The organism is Metabacillus sp. Hm71, from assembly GCF_051842955.2.
Classification (GTDB): domain Bacteria; phylum Bacillota; class Bacilli; order Bacillales; family Bacillaceae; genus Metabacillus.
In genome coordinates, this window is the sequence record NZ_CM200278.1 from 4,326,064 (window position 1) to 4,349,104 (window position 23,041).

Here is a 23,041-nt window from a genome sequence, read left to right on the forward strand (position 1 = left end):
TCCATCTTTGTCTCTACTGTTTTCCACATTTAGTTTATATGATTCCGTATCAGGTTTCCACTTTGCCAGTCTATATCAGCTAAAATCCTTTCCAAAAAACAAATAAAAGCTGAAATCAAAGCCATTCACTTCCCCTTTGATTTCAACCTTTATACTGATTTTATTGAACTGAAGCAACAATGTCCATCATATGTTTTGCATCCTCAGCAACATTATTTGCTTTTGCTTCAGTTGTTAATTTTGTCCCACCGATCCCAACTGTAACCTCATACATACCTTTTTCAAGCTTATTAACATATAGGTAACCGAAACGTTTAGAATCTTTAAAGGTTTCAGAGATGAATGGATTTTTGTATTGTTTTGTTAAAGTCTCATATGAAACATTGCTAGTTGCTTCTTCATTTTGATTAACAAATAAAATATAGCTTTGATTCCCTTTTTCAAGCAATACATTATATTTTTTTGTTTCCTTTACTGAAAATCCTTCAGGCAGATAATATGAAAATAACGCAGTTTTTTCATTAGCATTTATCGATTTTCCTTCAAATGACTGCTTTGTTGCATCTATAGTCGTTTTCGTTAATTCTTCATCTGAAATTGTACAGCCCGCTAAAAAAAGCGTTACCAAAACAATTAGAACGAAAGAAACTTGCTTCATATCAATCCTCCTCATTTTTTACTAGATATAGAAGACTCAATTTATAATAACCTTATTGTTTTTTGGTTGACAAGAAAAATCAGATCAAAGGGTATCATTGTTAATAATGGTAAATAGAGGGATATGATCGTTAATACGAGGAATTTTATAAATATGAATAAAGAAAAAAGCGGCGTTTCCGCCGCTTTTTATTTATTCTTCTGATAAAGATATTGACCAACTAAGAGCTGTGAAAGCTGTGTGAACATTTCCGTTCTATCAACAATGCCATTTGTAAAGATTCCAATTGCTCCTTGGTGATGACGGACATTATGTATTTTCACATATTGATCCATCACATCACCTAGCTCGGTTCCATTGAAAACCTCTTTTCCTATTTCTTCAGGCACAATGATTCTCGCACCGCCAGCTACAATCGGCTGAAGCTCCTTACAAATTAGTGCACCCCAATTACATAAAAAATAGCCATGCTTTGTTTTGATTAATCCGCCTTCTAAGCCGACCCCAATATCAGCCTCGACTGCATCAAGGGCATTTTTTGCACGATTTATTGCACCTGTCATGGTTTCATCGTCAGTCAAAGGCTGTGCAGAAACTTGAGATGGGACGTCTATAGATCTAAATTCTCCTGGCAGGTAGGAAGCAAAAGCTGCTTGTACTGCATTCACCTTTGTTGGATTTTTTGTTCCAATAGCAATCTTCATTTCTACTCTCCTCTAACCTTTACGAATTGCTTTTGATTGATTCAACAGTTGAGACATCACACGCCTTCACGAGACGAACTAAAAGTTCTTTTGCCGCAGCATAATCATCAACATGCATAATCGATCCAGATGTGTGGATATAACGTGAGCATACCCCTATAACAGCCGATGGTACCCCTTGGTTTGACACATGAACACGTCCTGCGTCAGTACCGCCTTGTGAAACAAAATATTGGTATGGGATATCATGTGTTTCAGCCATATCAAGAATAAATTCCCTCATGCCGCGGTGTGTTACCATTGAACGGTCATAAATTCGCAGTACTGCACCTTTTCCAAGCTGTCCGAACTCTTTTTTATCACCGCTCATATCATTGGCAGGGCCGGCATCTAAGGCAAAGAAAAGATCAGGATTAATCATGGTAGCCGCTGTTTGTGCCCCACGTAAGCCAACCTCCTCTTGAACCGTTGCACCTGAAAAGAGCGTATTTGGCAGCGCTTCATCTTTTAATTCCTTAAGCAGTTCAATTGCAAGCCCGCAGCCATAACGGTTATCCCATGCCTTTGCAAGAATTTTCTTCGGATTTGCTAAAGGTGTAAAAGGACAAACCGGTACAATTTGCTGACCTGGTTTAATGCCTAGCTGTTTTGCATCATCCTTATGATCTGCTCCAATATCAATTAACATATTTTTTATGTCCATTGGTTTTGAACGTTGAGCCTCACTTAATAAATGAGGAGGAATCGAGCCAATTACACCAATAATAGGGCCTTTCTCAGTTATAATTTGAACCCTTTGTGCAAGTAATACTTGACTCCACCAGCCTCCTAGTGGTTGAAAACGAAGCATCCCATTATCTGTTATCGCGGTAACCATAAAACCTACTTCATCCATATGACCAGCTACCATAATTGTTGGATCCTCAGCTTTTCCGCGACGAACTCCAAAAATACTTCCCAGCTTATCCTGAACCAACTCATCGGAATATAGTTCAAGCTGGCTTTTCATAAACACCCTTACTTGATGTTCATTTCCAGAGGCACCAGGTAGTTCTGTTAATGTTTTAAATAACTCTAAGGTTTCGTTGTTCATCTCATTCCCTCATTTCCACGCACTCTGCGTCTTTTTCTATTGACTTATTAATATGATTAAATTGAAGCATCTAAAAGTATGGCTGCTTAATATGCTATAATGGTTTTTGGATACAAAATATGTACCTGAAAATCAACTTTATTTTGACTTATTCGACTAAGGGGTGACAATGTGAAGGGTAAATATTTCTTGCTCGGCTTAGGGCTAGGTATTGCTTCAACTTACCTTCTAAGCAATCAATTAAAGCCGATGTCAATCTCTTCTGATAAAGCTTTGGAACTTGTTAAGAAAGCATTTAAGGAGAAGGGCCCAATTGATGGTTCCTGGATTTATACGATACCTGAAACCTTTTCAAATGAGCATTTGTCATATCAGGTTTTTAAAACTGGCATCTCTCGTACAGTAAATGATCAGCTTGAACAATATGAAGCCTTTATTGACACAAAGACAGGTGCCATTGTCCATGTTGAAAAAATTGCATAAAGCGAGACTTCCATCAGTAGGGGTTTTCCTCTTCCCCTACTGTTTGAAGTCTTGCTGTTTTTACCGAGCATCCCGCTTTTTCCGTACGACCTTTTCTACAATATCACCTTGATCATTCCATTTTATTCCCCGATAAAAGGCATCATGATAAAAGATAAACCAGGCATGATGTGCTTCTCCAATTTTTAGCCAATTTAGCTTATTTTCAATAGATGTCACCGGATAATCATCATAAGCTAACACCCATAATGGATTTCTGTGCGCATGTGTAGGCATTAAATCAGCCATATGTACAGCCATTTCTCCACCATCTTGCAAGATGACAATACTGTGGCCATTACTATGTCCGCCTGTATGGTGCATTTCAAGACCATTGATAACCTCCAGTGATTTTTCAAATGTTGACACTTGCTCCTCAATGGCTTCCCAATTGTCTTTCCAATATGTATTGCGTGAGCGAATATTAGGGTTCTTCATTTCTTCCCATTCAATAGAAGAGGTAATAATTTTTGCGTTTTGGAATACAGAGATTAGTTTATTCCCCTCCCATTTTGTTAATCCGCATGCATGATCAAAATGCATATGTGTCATCAAGATAATATGTATGTCCTCTGTTGATAGTCCAAGCGCTTGCAATGATTGTTCAACAGCAGATTCTTCTGTCACTCCAAAATTTCTTAGCTGTTTTTCATTTAATTTCCCAGAACCTATACCAGATTCAACAAGAATATTAAAACCGTCTTTTTGAATAAGCATAGGATCTGTCCTTAATTTAATTTGATTTTGTTCGTTAACAGGATATTTTTTGGACCAAAGCGGCTTTGGAACAACCCCAAACATTGCTCCACCATCTAAATGGGTTACCCCGCCATTTAACCAAGTAATTTTTGTTCCACCAATTTGAAGTGTTTCCAATCTCATCCCTCCCACATTACTATTATCTTAACATAAGAATAAACTCAAATGACAAAGGAGAATAAGAAATGCGCAAGGCGCTTAGCATTCGGCGACAAGCATAAGGCGAATATGAATAGAAGGTGTTCTTTACCTTCAATTCCTATTTGACTAGACCCTAGAGCCGATGGCGCCTGGAGCTAGACACTAAAACTAAGTACAAAATTTTCTTAAACTTTTAGAAAAGCGCAAGCGCCTTGTTCAGCCTAGGGCAATTAAGACGATTTAGAATAGAAGGCGTTCTTTACCTTCAATTCTAAATTGGCTAGATCCTAGAGGGACTAGGCGCTGGAGCTAGACACCAAAACATAGTACAAATTTATACTTATCTTTCAAAAAAAAAGAAAATGACATTGTACCGTCATTTTCCCTTTTTCATTCGTTCTTACAACAATCATTTATATTGTTTATTCTTCGTTCATAAACTTTGCTTCAACCCGGTAAATTCTTTGACCCTTTTCAGAGAATTTCTCTTCATATTCTGTCATGATATTTCCTTCGAAATCACTATTATGAAGGTCAAGACTTACGAATTTCAACTGCATTCCATATTCAGAAAAGCTGATGAGTGAAAATTCAAATAACCCTTGGTTATCTGTTTTAAAATGGACTTCTCCGCCTTTCACTAAAATCTTTTCATAAATTTCTAAAAAGCTTTTGTAGGTAAGGCGTCTTTTACTATGACGCGATTTTGGCCATGGATCTGAAAAGTTTAAGTATACACGTTCAATTTCATTGTCATCAAAATAATCGGTTAAATTTTGTGCATTTACATTTAGAAGCTTCATATTTGGAAGCTTTTGGTCGACAATTTTTTGTAATGCAGCGACAATGACGCTATCAAAAAGCTCAATTCCTATATAATTTATTCCAGGGTTTTGTACGGACATTCCTGCTAAAAATTGTCCCTTCCCTGTACCAACTTCTATATGAATGGGATGATCATTACCAAATACCTCATGCCACTTTCCTTTATATTGCTCAGGGTTAGCAATGACATATTGTGAATGCTCGGCAATAAAATCCTTTGCCCAAGGTTTATGACGTAAACGCATGAAGACACCTCTATCGATTTAATATCGAACTAAACGATATCATGAAATAAGCAAGCATGCAAGACTTTAAATGATGCAGAAGATCAAATGGAAAAAACAGCCGAAAATTGAAAACAAAAGGCTGACAAGAAGGATTTTTACCTTTTATGTCAGCCTTAGAATAATTCATCTTTATAAAAGACAAGTTAATGTTAAATGGTTTACACCAATCTTGTTATCATTGTAGAACGTGGATACGTTTTACTTTACGAAAGGAAGTGCATAGTTTGCCTATTCAATACCATGATCAAGTCAATTTATTAAAAGATATTTTATCTGAACATCAAAGTGAGTGCTGTGGAACAGTTGCAGAATGTGAACAGCTTGAACGATTAATAAAATCGCTAATGGTGAATACAAACATTGATCAAAACGTAAAGGGCATTCTTGAAAATATTTATTCCTATAGTCAAGCTGGAATAAACTCCGCATCGCTTGATCAGCATATCGAGTCACATCAGAACCAATTGTCACAATGGATTCAGGATATTGATTCTTTTTCTTAATTACCATTCATTCTAACTAACATCATTCTTATGTGCTCAAGCCAGTTCTGCTTTTCTTCTTCATTTTGTTTTGCATGGTACCATAAAAATGAAGTTAATGCCTGCAATAGCACATACCAGTAAATTCTTGTCAGTAAATGCTCGTCTAGCTTAAGGCCATATGATGCAAGCCAGTCTTCCCAGTCAGTTTCATTTATATACCAATATAAAAGAATTCCGATATCAATTGCTGGATCAGCAATCATCGCACCGTCCCAATCAATTAAATATAATTGATTAGTTTCTGATAAAAGCCAATTATTATGGTTAACATCACAATGACAAACAACAAATTCATCACATTGAACATCTGGAAGCTGGTTAAGCAATACAGCAATTGCCTGATTTATTTCCGGCTGCTCAATTCTTTCTAAAGCAACTACTTGCTCAATATCTTCGATTATGGAGTTAGGAGTGAGCGGTTGCTTTCCTAATCTTTTTAACATATCCAATAGATCTTTAGAGCGATGAATTTTTTGCAACAGCTGAGCCACATTTGAACCGTTCATATCCATCGGTTTTAACTTCCTGCCGTTTAAACGGTGTTGTGCAATAATCACATCACCATTTTCCATCCGCTTTGTCCAAACCAGCTTTGGAACGATTCCTTCTGCCGAAAGCACAGCTAAAAACGGTGAACTGTTTCGCTTTAGAAAAAGCTCCTGTCCATCACGCTCTGCGAAATAAGCATCACCTGTTGCTCCACCAGCCGGTGTAATTTTCCACTCACTACCTAATACTTGTTCCAACCAGTTCCCATTCAATTTCAACCCAACATTTCATAAAAGTATTTAGAAAAGTCACGCTTTTTAAACCCGCTAATATAGCGGAAAGTACGCAATGACTATAGACCAAATTTAGATGTCTCATGATCAATATTTTTATTTTGAAATAAAAAGGATAGCTATTCGTGATGATAGAAGCTTGCACAATAGCCATCCTACTAAATTTTATCCCCATATGATAACACTAGTCAAGAAAAACTAAAAACCTAGTTTCTCACAAAAACATACGTTCCTATTTTTGAAATTTCAACATTACCATTTACAAATATTGGATCTTCCACGATAATTTTTGCAGGGTTCGCTACCATCTTCCATTCTCCTTTAGGTAAGAAAAGTGTAAAACATTGATGGAAGTGATTATTATGAACAACATAAATCGTGCTCCAAGGACCTAGATGACCAACCTCCTCTAATCTGTAGGTAAGCAATTGAGGATGATCCGCATTGAATACGACATGCTTTTGGATCAATTGAGCTGTAGGTAAGCGGAAGGCTGCATGCAGCTTTCTCAAATGAATTAATCCTTTTACATATTCAACATTTTCCTTGAAGCTTGAACGCCTGCTCCAATCGATCCAGTTTATTTCATCAGGAGAGTTATAACTGTTTTCCACATTATTTTTTGTTCGAAAGAACTCTTGCCCAGCATGGAGAAACGGAATTCCTTGTGAAAGAATGACAATACTAGTCGCTAATCGGTGTCGTGCCATTCTTATCTCATTCTCTTCATATGGAGAAAAAGAATAAAATCGATCCCACATCGTATGATTATCATGTGATTCCACATAGTTAATCGATTGGTGCGGCTCAGAAAACATATGTGGTGAACCGCTAATTAACAGCTTCATACGTTCATTTTTTTCTAAATTCGTGTAAACAAATCCGCAATCATGAACACTAAACGTACTTCCTTTTATAATATCGCGAAATTGATCATTAAAAAATCCGATGGAAGAAACCTTGTGTGCATTTTGAATAATCGCTTTCTTCTCAAATGGTAAAGGAGTATTTAAATTCCATCCCTCTCCTAACAAAATCGCGTCCGGTTTAATAGAATGGATTCTTTCTTGTACTTGCTGCATTGTATCGGTATCAAGTATTCCCATCAGGTCAAAACGGAAGCCATCCACATCAAATTCATTTATCCAGTAGGCTGCACAATCGATAATAAATTTTCTTACCATATACCTCTCTGAGGCAAGATCGTTCCCGACTCCTGTGCCATTCGATGGAAGTCCATTTGCATCATATCTAAAATAATATCCTGGCACAAGCTTTTCAAAGGAAGAATCCTCTTTTGAGTAGACATGATTAAAAACAACATCTAAAATCACTCTTAATTCATGTTTGTGAAGGGATTGGACTACAGATTTTAATTCAATTATCCGTTTATAAGGATCTGTTGGCTGCTTAGAGTAGCTTCCTTCAGGAGCAAAAAAGTGTAATGGATTATAGCCCCAATTGTAGGCTCCAAATGGATTCCGTTCATCCACTTCTTCATAATCATTTACAGGCAATAGCTCTATATGTGTTACACCAAGCTCCGTTAGATAGGTAATTCCGGTTGAATCACCCTGCTTATTGGTCGTATTTGTTTCTAACCAGGCTTCATACTTCCCTTTATTAATCATGCCGCTATCTTCGTGAATAGAAAAATCGCGGATATGTGCTTCATATATGACTGCATCTGTTTTATTTTCAAAAGGCTGAAGCTTTACTGGAGGAACCGCTATTTTTTGTTTATCAATAATGACACCATACTCACCATTTATAGAGACCGCAGTTGCATAAGGATCCACAGCTTCACGCCATACTAAATTTACACATGCAAGATAGGTATAAAATAAGCCTTCAAAATCACCTTCTATTGAGATAGACCAGACTCCTCTATCTCCTCTTAACATGGTAAATGTTTGAAATTCAGTTTTATCTTGATGATATAATCTAAGTTTGACGCTCGTTGCCGTAGGCGCCCATACTTTAAAAGCTGTATGATCTTTAAAATAAGCGGCACCGAGATCATAACCATCATAAGCAAATTGTTTATCAAAATAGTTAGAACGAATAACTGAGCCAATTTGCAAATCTGTTTTTGTATCAGATTCATCTAAAATGGTATAGGTTTTACCAAACTCGATATCATTCGTAAGCTGACAAACATATTTCATATGACTGCCAATATTTAATTTTTGCTTTATTTTAAGTTGTTTAGTACCATTGTCACTTTCTATATAAAACGCTTTATCCTCTTTATCCAAATATTTAGGAAAAAGAATAGCAATTTCATCAATTTGGTCTAAAAACGCTTCAAATTGCCTATTTATTTTAAGCAATCTAGCCACCCCCATATGGATGTCTTTTTCTTTTATTTAGAAATAATATTTTGTTATAAGGGCAACAGGAGATTTTCTACTTTTAACTGTAACTGGTAGTTCACCCGCCATTTCTCCATCATGGATCGATATCGGGTCGCTTGAAGCAATATTGAGTAATTCACAGGAAAAGGTATGAATCAATTTTTTTCTTCCTGCCAGCGCATACATAACAAGTTCAAAACGACTAATTGAATGAACAATTGTCACCTCAAGACATCCTTCATTTCCAGTACAATTCAGGCTCATCTTTTACAAATCCCTATTTTAGATGCATGGGTTATCGTTATAAACCATACATTATTATACGTTGCAAACTCTTCATTCACGCTTACTTTTAATGAGGTTGGTTGATATTCTGCAACTGTTTGTCTTAACCAACTGAAAAGGGAGTTGATTTCCCTTAGCAAAGTAATTCCCAGTTCCAGTATTTATAAAACCTATTTGAATTTTTTGAAAAGAACTCAAACCGTTCACAATTCATACTTAAGGCTCCGTTATCACTACTAGTTTATGTACGTGTGTCTATTGTGTTCAAGAAGATGAACAGCAATAATAAAAAGGACTGACTCAAGGTCTCGTCCTTACTCATCCGATTCCCATTCTGAACGGGAATATGAAGTAGTTAAGCCATGTGAAAGCAGAACCTGAGCTGCTTTTAATTGAATATGCTTTAGGGGAGCAGAAGCATTTCTTAATCTCTGAAACCAGTCGTCAAATGTTCGTTTATCAAGTATGGTTATATCGTAAGGAGCAAACGGATAATCAATATAACCATTCCGGCTAATAATGAACTTCCTAACAGGAATCTCCATTTGACCAGCTGAAATTAGCTTTTGTACAACTGTCCCGGTGCGATTTAAGCTTAAAACAGGATTAAGCAGTTTTTTCTCATGATCCCCTCTTCGGGCAACCCAAAACTTTTCCTTTGAACCTGTAAATACTGTTTCATCCAGTTCCTCAATAAATGTCATACAGTAAACTTCTGTCGTTCCGATAAGAATGATATCCAATTCAACTGGAGCATTTTTCAGCTTAAATACTGGCCGATACAGCAAAAGATAATGATCAGGAAGACGCTGTACGAAGTACCGCAGCAGTCTGTCCCGGAAAACGGATGGATCAACAGATGATTTCTCCCTTAGTGTTGAACTTGCCCAACGAATTTGAAAACGAAAAATATAATCAAGAAACAGATGTTTGAGATCATCTATCGTTTTTGGAATCGTAGTGAAGGGAAATTGCAATTCTTTGTCTTCAATGGCAGCCTCATACACAAGCGGATTTTGATCGGTTGTTTCTTCTGCAACTTTTAATCGTTTAGTTTTAAATCTCGTTAAGAAGGACCTTTTTTCATTCCCATCCTCGACCTTAAAGTCAGAGGCTTGACTTACTTTCATAACCGAATGGAAAGAATTATTTTCCCAAGCTAATGAAACATTATCCCATTGTTGTTTTTTTAATCGGATAAATTGACTTGGATATCGGTAAACATCAAGTTCATAGCGTGAAACATAATCGTATAGTTTAATTAATTGTGCCAACCATTTATCAGCTCCTTTTTGCTTACTCTCATTATAAAAATATCGATAAAATAACAGGACAAAGAAAACTAGTGACCACAGCACTTAATGTCATAGCAATTGAACTAAAGGCACCCTCGGCATGTCCTATTTCCAACGCTCTCGCGGTACCAATTCCGTGTGATGCTGTACCAAAGCCTATACCTCTTGAAATTGGGTGCTTTATGCGGCATACCTTCATTAAAAAGGGACCGAACATAGCACCGGAAATACCGGCAATCATGACATAAACAGCTGCAAGAGCAGGTGTTCCACCCACAATTTCACTTATCTCCATTGCAATCGGTGTTGTAACAGATTTTGGAGCCAATGAATAAATCAGCTCGTCCTTGACATGTGTAATCATGCTTAAAGCAATACCGCTGATCATTCCAACAATAGAACCGCTGAAAACACTTAATATAATGGTAAGGATGTTTCTCTTAATCGTTTCCCGATGTTCATATAGTGGAATGGCTAGTGCAACAACTGCAGGACCAAGCAGTTCATCGATCCATTTGGCACCGTCCATATATGTGCCATATGGTATTTTTGCCAAAAGTAAAAAGCATGCAACAAGGAGACTTGAAGTAAAAATTGGAACAAGTAATGGATGGTTGATCCTAAGATAAAGACGCTTCATAACAAAATAGATTAATAACGTTATAAAAATAAATAAGATCGGCAAAAATAACTTCATAGGTGTAACCCCTTATCTTTATTAACTACCTGACTCCTTTTCACTAATCCATCACTTATAAACGAGGATGTGGCCATTACGATAAATGTACTGATAATCACAATCCCAATCGTGATAAACCCGCTTCCCTTGAATAAATCGAGGTAGTCTATTATCCCAACTGTTGCCGGGATAAATAATAGAGGAAGATGGTTTAATAGGAGCGAACCTCCAAGTGAAAACCATTCTTTCTTAATTAACCGAAAATGCAGTGCTCCAAATAATAAAATCATCCCAATAATACTCCCTGGAACAAACAAATCAAAAACTTTTGTTATAAAGACCCCTATTAAATATATCGTATATAAACCTAAAATCTGAAATACTATTTTTACAAATTCCATCACAGCTCACCTTGAAGAGCAAATCGTTCAATCGTTTCATACTTTGGAACTCGATCGAGATGTGTCTGATATAAATGGATCATTTGCACCATAAATGGATTATTGTCATCCTGGAATGTATATTCGAAAGCCTCAGGCTTTATAAATGGGGTCTCAGAGTTCCAACGTCTAGCAAGTGTGATGTGTGGACGGAATGGTTTTAAATCAAGCTTAAATCCAGTATCCTTACAAGCTTGAAATACTTGTTTTTGCAAATAATGAAGAGATGAAGATTCTTCAATTCCAGCCCAAAAAATTCTTGGAGAATCTTTTTTTCCAAACGTATTTAGCCCTTTCAAAGAAAGAGTAAATGGCGGAATATCTGCCGTTTTTTCTCTCACACGTTCTAATAACTGCATGAGTTGATCTTTTGAATCAACATGACCTAAAAATGCTAAAGTAATATGATAATCTTCTTGATGAACCCATGATTTAAATGGTAAATTGTCCTTATTCTCGGTTACCCAATTGTGAATCAGTTTTTTTTGCTCTTTATCAATAGGTACAGCTATAAAGAAATGTGTTTGAGCGTTCAATAAGATCCCCCCTAATAATCAGAATGCAGCAGCTGTTAAGCTTTATTAATTATTCTATCCCACATTAACTTGCAGTAAAACCCTTTCTTTATTGTACAGATCAAATAAGATAGTGCTGAGGTTGCCATGGTTTGATTTCTTGATAGGACGAAATCCTACTTATAAGATAGGATTTTCAATCTTGATATGCTATGATTCTAATAGAGGGTGTACAAAGAAGAAAGCACCTTTCCCAGGCTAAAAAGGAAGTGAGCAGAATTGAAAGTTGTAAACAATATAGCCGATCTTATTGGAAATACTCCATTGGTTAAATTAAATCGTCTGCAACCAAAAGATGGTGCAGCCGTTTACTTAAAACTTGAATATTTTAATCCTAGCGGCAGTGTAAAAGACCGTGCAGCCTATAATATGATTGTTGAAGCAGAAAAGCTAGGGTACTTAAAGCCAAATTCAACGATTATTGAACCGACAAGTGGAAACACGGGAATTGGGATTGCCATGAATGCAGCAGCTCGCGGTTATAGAGCGATTCTTGTTATGCCTGATACGATGACTCAAGAACGAATAAACTTATTAAAAGCATATGGTGCAGAGGTTGTCTTGACACCTGGTGACGAAAAGATGCCAGGTTCAATCAGGAAAGCTGAGCAGCTAACAAAAGAAATCCCAAATGCTTTTATGCCTATGCAGTTTGATAATAAAGCAAATCCAGATGCACATCGCAAGACGACGGCAAAGGAGATTATTGAGGCGATGGCTGAGCTTGGTAAGCCGTTATCAGCATTTATTGCCACTGCAGGTACAGGTGGAACGATAACCGGAACAGGCGAAGCATTAAAGCAGCATTATAAGCAGTTAAAAGTACATGTTGTTGAGCCAGCGGGTTCTCCTGTTCTTTCAGGCGGTAAACCGGGAATGCATAAATTAGTTGGGACAAGCCCTGGCTTTATTCCTTCAATATTAAATCAAAAGATATATGATGAAATTCTTAAAATCGAGGATGACCAAGCCTATGATATGACAAGAAGGCTTGCAAGCGAGGAAGGAATCTTAGTTGGTCCATCTTCTGGTGCTGCATGCTATGGTGCAATTGAAGTCGCAAAAAGATTAACATCTGATGATGTTGTTCTTTGTATGATCGCAGATACAGGTGAGCGTTACTTGTCAAGTGATGTGTTTCATTTTTAATTAAAGGAAAGGGCCTTTTGACCCTCTCCTTCTTTATACTATAAGCGTATAAAAATTTTATGGATGATAGTATAAGAAAAACTGAACCCATGAATTCTATTAAATAATCGTTATTTTGCCAGCTCATAAATAGCTTGGGCATATATCGCTGTTGCTTTCAAAAGGTCCTCTATTAATATATACTCATCCTTTTGATGGGCTACATCAGGTCTTCCTGGAAACAGCGGTCCGAATGCGACTCCTGCAGCTAATGATCTCGCATAAGTTCCTCCACCGATTGCAATTAACTCTGCTTTCTCACTGGTTTGCTCTTCATAAACATGCTGCAATGTTTGGATCAAAGGATGCTTTTCATCAACATGATGCGGTTTAGAATCATTAAATCGTTTCAGTTCAAAACCCGCTACTTCTGACAATGCTTTTCGAATTTGGTCTGAATCTCCTGTAACAGGATAACGGATATTGATCCCAAGCTGTCCTCCAGACTCATTTGTATAAGACATAACCCCAAGATTGACTGTCAAATCACCACTGATCTCGTCAGAATAAGCAATATGAAGATGAATTCCTCGCGTATCACCTTCAAACAAAGTCGTAATTGTCTCGATAAAGCAACTGCCCTTTAAATCTAAAGTAAGCTTTGTTAAAAATACAGCTAATAGAAGTCCAGCATTTACACCATTATTCGGCTCCATCGCATGTGCTGATATTCCTTCAATTGAAATTGTAATCGTTTTGTCCTGAACCTTACTAGTCCCTTTTACGTTCAGCTCAGCTATGTAATTGTTAAATGGAACAATAACAGATTCTACGTCACCATGATTAATTCTTAATGTTGCTTCTGCAAAATCCGGCACCATATTAAACCTTCTCCCGGAATGGAAGGCTTGAAGAACTATATCGCTCGATTTTGTTTCAGAGTTGGTTATTTGTATAAGTGTAGCATCAATAATTCCCTTTTCAGCAAAAATAATCGGGAAATCTGCATCAGGTGCAAAACCCATTGTTGGCATCTTCTCATGCTTAAAATAATGCTCCACACATCTCCAGTCACTTTCTTCATCTGTCCCGATAATCATACGAATAGGTTTTGATAATGGCAGATTGAGGTCTTTAATAATCTTCATTGCATAAAATGCAGCAATAGTCGGCCCTTTATCATCGAGAGCACCACGTGCAAATATTTTTCCATCTCGAATTTCCGCCCCAAAAGGATCACTCGTCCAGCCATCACCTTCAGGTACAACATCAATATGGCAGAGGATACCGATAATATCTTCGCTGCTGCCTTTTAATTCAATATGCCCTGCATAGCCATCAAGATTTTTTACTGTAAAGCCAGCGTCCTCTCCCAGCTGGAGCAAATGCAACAAGGCTTCATGAATGCCTTCTCCAAATGGAGCTACCTCACTGCTAGAAGCTTCATCTAATACACTTTTTATTTTCAGAAATGCTTGTGTTTGTTCGACAATCTCTTCTTTTCTCTTTTCAACTTCTTCTTTCCAATTCATTCCCAGGCCTCCTTTAATTACCTTCTCTACATAACATACCAAACACTATTGCAGGATAAAAGAGAAAAGAAATAAGAAACATGCTTCTTTCTTTGTTTATTAAGCCACACATCTAAAATATTTAGCCTTCTATAAATTCCACTAGAAAGAGTATAGCCAAAAAAAGATTGCAGAAAACTATTGCAAAATAAATAAATAACGAATATTATTATAAAGGTTTTGAATAATGTTCGTAAAAAACGGGGGTTCCTATGTTTAAATTAGCAGAAAACAAGACAAATGTAAGAACTGAAATCATTGCCGGACTTACAACGTTTTTAACAATGGTTTATATAGTTGTCGTAAATCCAATTATATTAGCAGACGCAGGCGTACCATTTGATCAAGTATTTACTGCTACCATCATTGCAACAATCATCGGTACATTATGGATGGCCTTATCTGCTAACTACCCTATCGCTATTGCTCCTGGTATGGGATTAAATGCGTATTTTGCTTATTCTGTTGTTGGAGCAAATGATAATATTTCTTATATGACTGCCTTTTCAGCTGTATTTGTAGCAGGGATTATTTTTATCCTTTTATCATTAACTCCATTTCGAAAAAAGCTAATTGAAGCAATTCCTAGCAACTTAAAAAATGGAATTACAGCCGGAATTGGACTTTTCATTGCTTTTATCGGTCTGCGATTAACAGGCATTATTACATCGGATCCAAATAATCTCGTAGCCTTAGGTGATTTACATTCTCCATCTGTCATACTTGCTTTAATTGGTCTTGCTGTGACATTAATTTTAATGAGCATGAACGTGCATGGCGCCTTATTCATTGGCATGGTCATTACAGCTGTCATCGCCTTTTTTACAGGACAGCTTGAGTTTAAGGACGGGATTATTTCTTATCCGAGTCTTCCAGAAGGGCTGCTGATCACAAATCCGTTCGCAGCTATTGGTGATGTCATCACACACGGATTATATACAGTAGTCTTTTCATTTTTATTGGTAACAATTTTCGATACAACTGGAACAATGATTGGTGTTGCGCAACAAGCCGGTTTAATGAGAGGAAATGAACTGCCAAAGGCGCGTACTGCTTTGATAGCAGATTCAGCAGCAACTACAGTTGGTGCTATGTTTGGAACAAGTCCTACCAGTGCCTATATTGAGTCCTCTGCAGGTGTCGCAGCAGGAGGCAGAACGGGTTTAACGACTTTAACAGTCTCGATTTTATTTGGACTTACGCTTCTCTTCAGTCCATTAATTGGTGCTGTTTCGGGTATCTCAGCTATTACAGCACCTGCTCTTATTATTGTCGGAAGCTTAATGATGGGAGCTGTGGCTGAAATAAACTGGAAGGATCTTGATGAAGCCTTTCCTGCATTTCTAGTTATTCTCAGTATGCCATTAACTTCAAGTATTGCTACTGGCATAGCATTGGGATTTATTTCTTACCCATTGATGAAAATCGCCAAAGGTAAATGGAAAGAGGTACATCTATTTGTGTATATTTTTGCGGTATTATTTTTCATCCAGTTGGCATTTATTGGGGACCATTAATTAGAAAAGTGGAAGCGCCTTGACCAGCGACGTATGAACTGGAGCACTCCGTATGAGATAAAGGAAACACGAAGAGCGATAGCGATTCGATGTTGACTTACGCATGCGAGGAGTGTGAAGTTCATTAGTCGCTAGGCGCTGGAGCTAGACACAAAAATATAAGTGCAAATAACCATACTACTTATGTAGTAAAGGTAGTCATCTGACCCTTTTTTTATTTTCCCAGTTTTTCTAGACTCTCTTTTTCATAATATAGCTGAAAGATGATATCCTGATTATAATTCCCAAACCCGCTGCCAAATAGAGTAACTCCGCCTACATTATCACTTTCTTCATGAACAGCAATTCGAAATGTCCATTGCTTCTCCCTAATATTTACTTCATTTATGGTAAGATCAGATAGTTTATTTCCATCCATATATGTACCGTCATCTGCTATTCTTAGCTTTTTTAAAAGACCATATTGATTGACAACACTCGGCCACCAGGAAGGTGTATATTTGCCGCGGCTATCACCATAATCTCCCGGGCTTGTCCACGTCCCTAAATGGACATCATTAAAGTAAAAATCAATATCAGATGGCCAATTGCTATTTGTAAAAGGGGCTTCTGATGAAAGCTCGAGGGAGATCTCGAGTTCAGTTGGATGCTGGCTAGCAAGCAAGTAATTCGGAATCTTATACTCTATATAGCCTTTGTAAAACCATAATATTTTTGCATTCACACGATCAGCATCAAAGAAATATCGCGGATCATCGAACTCACCAATTATTTTTTCTGCTGTTGCTAACCCGCAGGTTGGTTCCACCTGTAAATCAGTATAGTGACCAACAGAAACCTCTGTTTGATGGAATACCTTTTGCTTTTCCTCTTTTCTCGGAAAAGTAATTTCCATTTTTTCAACGTAAAGGACGCATAGCTTCTGGATTCCACCTTTGCCCGGTACCCGATCCGTACGGATGATTCCTGCTTTTTCAAGCTTTTTAATATGCATGCTCATTATGGCACTACTTAACCCTAATGCTTCCGCCAATTCTTTCATATTTCTTGGCTGTTCAGCCAATAATTGAATGATATTAAGCCTCACATTGCTTGCAAGCGCTTCAAAAACAGGCAAGGAATGCTTTGAAATATCTAGTTCCATAAATGATCCTCCATTGTTAATAAATATATTAATAATGATACACTTGTGTTTACCTTTGGACAAGATAGACTTTTTCATAAAATTTAACAAACTAATTTCCTTACATACGGTAAATACAGGAAAAAGATTCATTTTAGTTGAAAAAGATCTATTTTATTGTCATACTATTCAGAATAAGTGTCATATAGTTTTATTGTTAATGGCGCGCGCCTTGTAACTTATGAATGACAAATATGTTAATATTATGTAAAATTAATCTTTTTTCTGGATTATTGGTGTCGAAATCGTGTAAAATATTGTTGTAACGTTTTACCACTTAATTAAATATGTATGAAGTGACATCTGAAGTTGCAGTCATCGAAAGGTTGTAGTAGGCATTGCCAGTGCGATCAAACGATAAGGAGTGGTTTTTTGAAACCTTCAACAAACCGTATGCTAACCAGAATCAAATCTGTCTACATGTTTATTAATGAGCGGGGAACTGTGACCACACAGCAACTTGTTGACGAATTTGGTATTACACCAAGAACGATCCAACGGGATTTAAACGTGTTAGCATATAACGATTTGGTACACAGCCCAACAAGAGGGAAATGGGCGACTACAAAGAAAAAAGTTAAGATGTCATCGTAAGAAATTAAAAAATAATCATGTATATACATAGAAGGAACCTTGTTATACAAGGTTCCTCTTTTTTGCAGCTAATGTGGTTCTACAAATTGATGGGCTGTGCTTGTCTTAACTCTTCAACCTCATCCTCAGTTAACTCACGGTATTCGCCAACTTTTAATTCCTCTTCATCCAATATAATTGGTCCCATCGCTATTCTTTTTAAGTATGTAACCTTTTTTCCAACCGCCTCGAACATGCGCTTTACTTGATGATATTTTCCTTCTGTAATGGTTATATGAATTGTTGATTGGCTACCAGAAGTAAGAATCTCTAGCTTTGCAGGCTTTGTAACATAGCCGTCATCCAATGTAACACCCTTTTTAAAGGCTGTTATATCTTCTTCTGTGACTTCTCCTAAAATCGTAGCAAAATAGGTCTTGGGTACATGTTTTTTCGGTGACAGCAATTGATGTGAAAGCTGACCATCATTCGTCAATAACAATAATCCCTCAGTATCCTTGTCAAGTCTTCCAACAGGAAACGGCTGATAAACCGCATCCTCCATTTCAAGCAAGTCAATGACTGTTTTTTGAACTTCATCTTCCGTTGCTGATATATAGCCTGCAGGCTTATTCATTAGTAAATAAATAAATTCCTTATAGTCAATGGTTTCGCCATTAACAGTGACATGCTGTTCATCGGGATTAACATGTATTTTCGGATCTTTAATTACTTCACCATCAGCCTTTACGACACCGGTTTTTAATAACTTTTTCACATCTTTTCGGCTGCCAAAGCCGACATTTGCTAAAAGTTTGTCTATTCTCATTTATTTGCACCACACGATCATATAATTATTGATGAAAAAAACCCGGTATTGTACCGAGTTTTTTACACTTTAAGAAAGTATAAATTGGCAGCGAAGAAGGGAATTCGACGTAGTGGCCAATTTTAAGTGTAAAGTATAAGCGCAACTACGCCTCTGTCTTCGCCCTTTCAGGCTCGCCAGTCGGCGAGTTTTCTTTATAAAACCAAAACTTAGCCATTTGCACGGCGTTTTCGAAAAAATCTGTTCAGCCTGTTTCCTAGTATCTTCTCCAGCAAGTGGGAGCGATAAGCTAAGTATAGGTAAACAAATCCCCCGATTGCAACTGCAATGACAGCTACAATGACAGATTGCATCCTTCCATCCTGATAGTTTATCATAACACCTAGCAATGATTGCAGGACGGATAAGACAAGCCCCATAAACGTACTTAAAATCAAAATAAGGATCGTTCTTTTTACTAATAGTCTAAATGAAATGCCGGAATGACGTTTAATCATGGCAAATCCGTAAATTAACGAAACAATATAACCCGCTGCCGTTGCAAGAATTGAGCCGATTCCCTCAAACATTTGGATGAGTGTTGTATTAAGGGCAAGCTTTACAATAATCCCGATAACCAAGCTAATAACTGCTAGTTTTTGCTTGTTCAAGCCCTGCAGAATAGCGGCGTTAACTGTGAAAAGTGAAAAGAGCAATGCCACAGGAGCATACCACATTAAAATGGTTTTTCCAATCTCTTCAGAACTTCCTGCATAAAACACATTGTAAGCAGGTCCTGCTAAAACAGAGAGTCCCACTACTGCAGGGATAACAAGAAGCATGATCATTTGTAAAGTTTGATCAATTTGCCTATGCAGCAAACTCCGATTATTCTGTGTAAAAGATTCCGTAATCGAAGGAATGAGTGTTAAACCGAAAGCTGTTGCCAATGACACAGGGATCATGACAAGCTTTGGAACATACAAAAGCAAGACGGCAAACATATTAATCGTATACGTCTCATCTTTTCCTGCTGCAAACATCGCACGATTAAAAGAGCTTGTATCAATATAGTTATAAATAGGAATCGCTAAGCCAACAAAAACAAACGGTCCTGCATATCGAAACACTTCTTTAAACATTGCCCCAAGCGGCAATGCCTTCGTTTCTACTTTATTTGCCTTCATCGCTAAAAGCGTATGCTTCCTGCGAATCCAATAAAAAAATAACACAAGCAATCCGCCAATTGCCCCAACAAAAGCTGCAAAAGTTGCGTAACCAACAGCCAAAACAAAGCTTCCTTTTAATACGTTTATAATTAGAAACGTTGCTGCAAGTAAAAAAACAATTCTGACGATCTGTTCAATAACTTGAGATACGGCAGTTGGCCCCATCGATTGATGTCCTTGGAAAAACCCGCGAATTAAACTCATTAACGGGACAACGATTAGTGCTAAGCTGACCATTCTAATAACCAGGATCGCATCATCGACAGTTATATTGCTGATTTCATTATCTGCAAGTGCTCCTTTTGCAAAAAATGGTGCACACATATATAGAATTGCGAAAGCAAGAAATCCTGTTAAAAGCATAACCATTATCCCAGCTTTAAACATCCGCCTGCTCGTTTGATAATCGCCGATAGCATTGTATTTCGAAACAAATTTAGAAACGGCTGCAGGAAACCCGGCAGTGGCAATGCTTAAGAATATCGTATATTGCGCATATCCGGTTTGATATAAAGCAGCACCTTCTTCAGGAACCATTGCTGCAAATGGAATTAAATAAATCATCCCCAGGATTCGGGAAAGATATGTACCTAATGTTAAAACAAACGTGCCTCTTATTAATTTATTCGACATATTTTTGATTCACCATTCTTCTCTATGAAGATTCAACTTTTCTATTTTACCACAATCCTGTGCTTATACCACAGTTTGTGACAAGGTAATGCCACTTCAAAAATGAATATTTGTCGAACATCCATCATTTTTTGGCTTTTTATCATCTTTAGCTATAATAGGAGGAGTAGACAATGATATGGTGTGAAGGTTGTGAAAAGATTAAATGAACTACGATGTGTTAGTTATTGGCGGTGGTCCATCCGGCTTAATGGCAGCTATAGCAGCAGGTGAGCAAGGTGCCCGCGTGCTATTAATTGATAAAGGCAACAAACTGGGCAGAAAGCTTGCGATTTCTGGAGGCGGCCGCTGCAATGTGACAAACCGCTTGCCAATTGATGAAATAATAAAGCATATCCCAGGAAATGGACGGTTTTTATATAGTGCCTTTTCCGAATTTAATAACGAAGATATTATTTCGTTTTTTGAGAATCTGGGAATCAAATTAAAAGAAGAGGATCACGGCCGTATGTTCCCGGTTACCGATAAAGCACAATCTGTTGTTGATGCCTTGATTAATGAATTGAAACGTATAAGGGTAGAAATCCGGACGAATGAGCCGGTAAAAGATGTGCTATATGATGAAGAAAAAGTACAGGGCGTGGAGCTTGTTAGCGGGGAAAGAATCTTTTCAAAAGCGATCGTTCTCGCTGTAGGCGGCAAAAGCGTTCCACATACAGGCAGTACTGGAGATGGCTACGCTTGGGCTGAAAAAGCGGGACATACGATAACAGAATTGTTCCCAACAGAGGTGCCTATCACTTCAAATGAAGCATTTATTCGCGAAAAAAAATTACAAGGCCTTTCCTTACGGGAAGTTGCGTTAAGTGTCTTGAATCCAAAAGGAAAACCGATTATCACGCACAAAATGGACATGATCTTTACCCATTTTGGCATTTCCGGACCAGCTGTCTTACGCTGCAGCCAATATGTTGTAAAAGCAATGAAAAAATTTAAAACAAATTCGATTACCGTGAGTATTGACGCTATTCCTGATACAAATGAAGAGCAGCTTTTTCATTCGATCGTAAAGGACTTAAAACAAGATGCAAAAAAAGCTGTAAAAAACGTGTTAAAAGGACTATTACCTGAACGTTATTTATTGTATTTATTAGAGAAAAATGAAATTGATCCGCAAATGACCTATGACCATCTATCAAATGAGAAACTTCGTTCATTTGTCAAAGATTGTAAGCAATTCCAATTTGAAGTTCATGGAACACTTTCCATTGAGAAGGCATTTGTAACCGGCGGAGGCGTTTCTGTAAAGGAAATTCATCCTCGGGAAATGTCCCCTAAATGTAAAGAAGGACTATACTTTTGCGGAGAAATTCTTGATATCCATGGTTATACAGGCGGATATAATATCACTTCTGCCTTAGTTACCGGAAGGCTTGCGGGAAAAAATGCAGCGCTCTATGCAAAATAATGTCTTCGATTAAGACATGAAAGAGGACTGTCTTCACAGGGGACAGCCTCTTTTCTCTAATATTCCTTTTAACCTTTCACCGAACCAATCATAACACCTTTTTCAAAGTATTTTTGAATAAATGGATAGACGATTAAAATCGGTAAAGTGGAGACAATGATCACACCGTATTTTATTTGGTCCGCATATTTTTGAGCATAACCTCCTGCCGCTCCCCCGCTTCCAGCGCCCTCTGCAAATACTTGGTTTGAGATCAGAATATCTCTTAAAACAATTTGCAGCGGCTGCAAGCTATAATCTCTTACATAAATTAGCCCAGTGAAGAAATCATTCCAGTGCCATACTAAATAATATAGCCCGATGACCGAAATGACAGCCTTTGAAAGCGGAAGAACAATTTTAATAAAGAATGTGAAATGCGAGCAGCCATCGATTTGTGCTGCCTCATACAGTTCCTTTGGTATATTACTTTCAAAAAATGTCCGTGTAATAATTAAATTAAACACATTTACTGAGAATGGAATAATAAATACCCACATCGTATCAATTAATTGCAAATCTTTCATCAGTAGATAAGTAGGAATTAATCCCCCGTTAAAAAACATAGTAAATACGAAGAAAAACATTAAAAAACGTCGTGCGCGAAACTCTTGTCTTGACAAAACATAGGCTGCCGGTATTGTTAGCAATAAATTAACCAATGTTCCAAGCAATGAATAGATCATCGTATTTTTATAGCCCACCCAGATTCTTGAATCCTGGAAAATTTCCTGGTAGCCAAATAAACTGAATCCTTTTGGAAATAACAGCACTTTTCCAGTTGAAACTAAGGTGGAGTCGCTGACTGATGCGATAATGACAAAATACAATGGGTAGGCGATGATTAGAAAAACCAACGCACAGATAATATAAACACATATATCAAATATCAGATCGTAAACATTTCTACCCTTTTTCGTTAGAAGTGCCATGCCATCCCCTCCT

General features: G+C 37.4%; 23 protein-coding genes. 6 read left to right on the forward strand and 17 right to left on the reverse strand.

The window, feature by feature from the left end; translation table 11 throughout:
* Positions 1–160 precede the first annotated feature (160 nt).
* From ACSVDH_RS21405 to ACSVDH_RS21415, 3 genes are all read right to left on the reverse strand, one after another.
* Entirely contained in the window at positions 161–658 is a 498-nt protein-coding gene (locus ACSVDH_RS21405; RefSeq protein ID WP_439249874.1) for a hypothetical protein, read from the reverse strand.
* A gap of 188 nt (positions 659–846) precedes the next feature.
* Positions 847–1,362, reverse strand: a complete 516-nt coding sequence (locus tag ACSVDH_RS21410) for a DUF84 family protein (protein ID WP_439249873.1) — start codon at positions 1,360–1,362, stop codon at positions 847–849.
* 19 nt (positions 1,363–1,381) lie between these two features.
* Complete coding sequence (locus ACSVDH_RS21415) at positions 1,382–2,455, reverse strand: M42 family metallopeptidase (RefSeq protein WP_439249872.1); 1,074 nt, start codon at positions 2,453–2,455, stop codon at positions 1,382–1,384.
* Positions 2,456–2,626: 171 nt separating this feature from the next.
* Here ACSVDH_RS21415 and ACSVDH_RS21420 point away from each other — a divergent pair, with 171 nt between their 5' ends.
* The gene (locus ACSVDH_RS21420; RefSeq protein ID WP_439249871.1) at positions 2,627–2,938 is read left to right on the forward strand and encodes a PepSY domain-containing protein; all 312 of its coding nucleotides are present in this window, start codon (positions 2,627–2,629) and stop codon (positions 2,936–2,938) included.
* A gap of 60 nt (positions 2,939–2,998) precedes the next feature.
* Here ACSVDH_RS21420 and ACSVDH_RS21425 read toward each other — a convergent pair whose 3' ends face one another.
* The gene (locus ACSVDH_RS21425; protein WP_439249870.1) at positions 2,999–3,853 is read right to left on the reverse strand and encodes a YtnP family quorum-quenching lactonase; all 855 of its coding nucleotides are present in this window, start codon (positions 3,851–3,853) and stop codon (positions 2,999–3,001) included.
* A gap of 446 nt (positions 3,854–4,299) precedes the next feature.
* A complete protein-coding gene (gene trmB / locus ACSVDH_RS21430; protein WP_439249869.1) occupies positions 4,300–4,947 on the reverse strand; it encodes a tRNA (guanosine(46)-N7)-methyltransferase TrmB in 648 nt (215 codons plus the stop codon).
* A 266-nt stretch (positions 4,948–5,213) separates the two neighbouring features.
* Between trmB and ACSVDH_RS21435 the strand changes: the two genes are divergently transcribed.
* Positions 5,214–5,492, forward strand: coding sequence for a YtzH-like family protein (locus tag ACSVDH_RS21435; protein ID WP_046517397.1), 279 nt, complete (start codon positions 5,214–5,216; stop codon positions 5,490–5,492).
* Here ACSVDH_RS21435 and ACSVDH_RS21440 read toward each other — a convergent pair.
* The 7 genes from ACSVDH_RS21440 to thpR all read right to left on the reverse strand — a co-directional run bounded on the left by ACSVDH_RS21440 (position 5,489) and on the right by thpR (position 11,908).
* Positions 5,489–6,301, reverse strand: a complete 813-nt coding sequence (locus tag ACSVDH_RS21440; protein ID WP_439249868.1) for a phosphotransferase family protein — start codon at positions 6,299–6,301, stop codon at positions 5,489–5,491. The genes ACSVDH_RS21435 and ACSVDH_RS21440 overlap by 4 nt on opposite strands.
* A 221-nt stretch (positions 6,302–6,522) precedes the next feature.
* Entirely contained in the window at positions 6,523–8,649 is a 2,127-nt protein-coding gene (gene pulA, locus ACSVDH_RS21445; protein ID WP_518617140.1) for a type I pullulanase, read from the reverse strand.
* A gap of 36 nt (positions 8,650–8,685) precedes the next feature.
* Positions 8,686–8,937: a hypothetical protein gene (locus tag ACSVDH_RS21450; RefSeq protein WP_439249866.1), complete on the reverse strand. Its 252-nt coding sequence runs from the start codon at positions 8,935–8,937 to the stop codon at positions 8,686–8,688.
* A gap of 335 nt (positions 8,938–9,272) precedes the next feature.
* Positions 9,273–10,232: a nuclease-related domain-containing protein gene (locus ACSVDH_RS21455; protein ID WP_439249865.1), complete on the reverse strand. Its 960-nt coding sequence runs from the start codon at positions 10,230–10,232 to the stop codon at positions 9,273–9,275.
* A 31-nt stretch (positions 10,233–10,263) separates the two neighbouring features.
* Positions 10,264–10,950: an LrgB family protein gene (locus ACSVDH_RS21460; protein ID WP_439249864.1), complete on the reverse strand. Its 687-nt coding sequence runs from the start codon at positions 10,948–10,950 to the stop codon at positions 10,264–10,266.
* Positions 10,947–11,333, reverse strand: a complete 387-nt coding sequence (locus tag ACSVDH_RS21465) for a CidA/LrgA family protein (protein WP_439249863.1) — start codon at positions 11,331–11,333, stop codon at positions 10,947–10,949. The genes ACSVDH_RS21460 and ACSVDH_RS21465 overlap by 4 nt, the downstream gene beginning before the upstream one ends.
* The gene (thpR, locus tag ACSVDH_RS21470; RefSeq protein WP_439249862.1) at positions 11,333–11,908 is read right to left on the reverse strand and encodes an RNA 2',3'-cyclic phosphodiesterase; all 576 of its coding nucleotides are present in this window, start codon (positions 11,906–11,908) and stop codon (positions 11,333–11,335) included. The genes ACSVDH_RS21465 and thpR overlap by 1 nt, the downstream gene beginning before the upstream one ends.
* A gap of 258 nt (positions 11,909–12,166) precedes the next feature.
* Here thpR and cysK point away from each other — a divergent pair, with 258 nt between their 5' ends.
* Positions 12,167–13,096, forward strand: a complete 930-nt coding sequence (gene cysK, locus ACSVDH_RS21475; RefSeq protein WP_439249861.1) for a cysteine synthase A — start codon at positions 12,167–12,169, stop codon at positions 13,094–13,096.
* A 110-nt stretch (positions 13,097–13,206) separates the two neighbouring features.
* On the opposite strand, the gene pepV is transcribed toward cysK, so the two are convergent.
* On the reverse strand, positions 13,207–14,607 hold the full coding sequence (pepV, locus tag ACSVDH_RS21480; protein ID WP_439249860.1) for a dipeptidase PepV: 1,401 nt from the start codon (positions 14,605–14,607) through the stop codon (positions 13,207–13,209).
* Positions 14,608–14,858: 251 nt separating this feature from the next.
* Here pepV and ACSVDH_RS21485 point away from each other — a divergent pair, with 251 nt between their 5' ends.
* Complete coding sequence (locus tag ACSVDH_RS21485) at positions 14,859–16,163, forward strand: NCS2 family permease (protein ID WP_439249859.1); 1,305 nt, start codon at positions 14,859–14,861, stop codon at positions 16,161–16,163.
* 214 nt (positions 16,164–16,377) lie between these two features.
* Here the strand turns inward: ACSVDH_RS21485 and ACSVDH_RS21490 are convergent, their stop codons facing one another.
* Entirely contained in the window at positions 16,378–17,307 is a 930-nt protein-coding gene (locus ACSVDH_RS21490; protein ID WP_439249857.1) for an ArsR/SmtB family transcription factor, read from the reverse strand.
* 411 nt (positions 17,308–17,718) lie between these two features.
* Between ACSVDH_RS21490 and ACSVDH_RS21495 the strand changes: the two genes are divergently transcribed.
* On the forward strand, positions 17,719–17,940 hold the full coding sequence (locus tag ACSVDH_RS21495; RefSeq protein ID WP_046590011.1) for a DeoR family transcriptional regulator: 222 nt from the start codon (positions 17,719–17,721) through the stop codon (positions 17,938–17,940).
* Positions 17,941–18,019: 79 nt separating this feature from the next.
* Here the strand turns inward: ACSVDH_RS21495 and ACSVDH_RS21500 are convergent, their stop codons facing one another.
* Together ACSVDH_RS21500 and ACSVDH_RS21505 are read right to left on the reverse strand one after the other, a co-directional pair.
* Entirely contained in the window at positions 18,020–18,748 is a 729-nt protein-coding gene (locus tag ACSVDH_RS21500; RefSeq protein ID WP_439249856.1) for a pseudouridine synthase, read from the reverse strand.
* Between the two features lie 209 nt (positions 18,749–18,957).
* Positions 18,958–20,589: a putative polysaccharide biosynthesis protein gene (locus ACSVDH_RS21505; RefSeq protein WP_439249855.1), complete on the reverse strand. Its 1,632-nt coding sequence runs from the start codon at positions 20,587–20,589 to the stop codon at positions 18,958–18,960.
* 205 nt (positions 20,590–20,794) lie between these two features.
* Here ACSVDH_RS21505 and ACSVDH_RS21510 point away from each other — a divergent pair, with 205 nt between their 5' ends.
* Positions 20,795–22,057 (forward strand): BaiN/RdsA family NAD(P)/FAD-dependent oxidoreductase, encoded by a 1,263-nt coding sequence (locus tag ACSVDH_RS21510; RefSeq protein WP_439249854.1) that lies wholly within the window; start codon positions 20,795–20,797, stop codon positions 22,055–22,057.
* A 68-nt stretch (positions 22,058–22,125) separates the two neighbouring features.
* Here the strand turns inward: ACSVDH_RS21510 and ACSVDH_RS21515 are convergent, their stop codons facing one another.
* A complete protein-coding gene (locus ACSVDH_RS21515) occupies positions 22,126–23,028 on the reverse strand; it encodes a carbohydrate ABC transporter permease (protein ID WP_299089262.1) in 903 nt (300 codons plus the stop codon).
* Between the last annotated feature and the right edge of the window lie 13 nt (positions 23,029–23,041).

Bases quoted from the DNA above. Each gene is read 5' to 3' on its own strand.
- ACSVDH_RS21465 (WP_439249863.1), bottom strand. From the start codon at position 11,333: ATGGAATTTGTAAAAATAGTATTTCAGATTTTAGGTTTATATACGATA.
- ACSVDH_RS21505 (WP_439249855.1), bottom strand. From the start codon at position 20,589: ATGTCGAATAAATTAATAAGAGGCACGTTTGTTTTAACATTAGGTACA.
- ACSVDH_RS21500 (WP_439249856.1), bottom strand. From the start codon at position 18,748: ATGAGAATAGACAAACTTTTAGCAAATGTCGGCTTTGGCAGCCGAAAA.
- trmB (WP_439249869.1), bottom strand. From the start codon at position 4,947: ATGCGTTTACGTCATAAACCTTGGGCAAAGGATTTTATTGCCGAGCAT.
- ACSVDH_RS21510 (WP_439249854.1), top strand. From the start codon at position 20,795: ATGAACTACGATGTGTTAGTTATTGGCGGTGGTCCATCCGGCTTAATG.
- ACSVDH_RS21410 (WP_439249873.1), bottom strand. From the start codon at position 1,362: ATGAAGATTGCTATTGGAACAAAAAATCCAACAAAGGTGAATGCAGTA.
- ACSVDH_RS21405 (WP_439249874.1), bottom strand. From the start codon at position 658: ATGAAGCAAGTTTCTTTCGTTCTAATTGTTTTGGTAACGCTTTTTTTA.
- ACSVDH_RS21450 (WP_439249866.1), bottom strand. From the start codon at position 8,937: ATGAGCCTGAATTGTACTGGAAATGAAGGATGTCTTGAGGTGACAATT.
- ACSVDH_RS21415 (WP_439249872.1), bottom strand. From the start codon at position 2,455: ATGAACAACGAAACCTTAGAGTTATTTAAAACATTAACAGAACTACCT.
- ACSVDH_RS21515 (WP_299089262.1), bottom strand. From the start codon at position 23,028: ATGGCACTTCTAACGAAAAAGGGTAGAAATGTTTACGATCTGATATTT.
- pepV (WP_439249860.1), bottom strand. From the start codon at position 14,607: ATGAATTGGAAAGAAGAAGTTGAAAAGAGAAAAGAAGAGATTGTCGAA.
- ACSVDH_RS21490 (WP_439249857.1), bottom strand. From the start codon at position 17,307: ATGGAACTAGATATTTCAAAGCATTCCTTGCCTGTTTTTGAAGCGCTT.
- ACSVDH_RS21485 (WP_439249859.1), top strand. From the start codon at position 14,859: ATGTTTAAATTAGCAGAAAACAAGACAAATGTAAGAACTGAAATCATT.
- ACSVDH_RS21460 (WP_439249864.1), bottom strand. From the start codon at position 10,950: ATGAAGTTATTTTTGCCGATCTTATTTATTTTTATAACGTTATTAATC.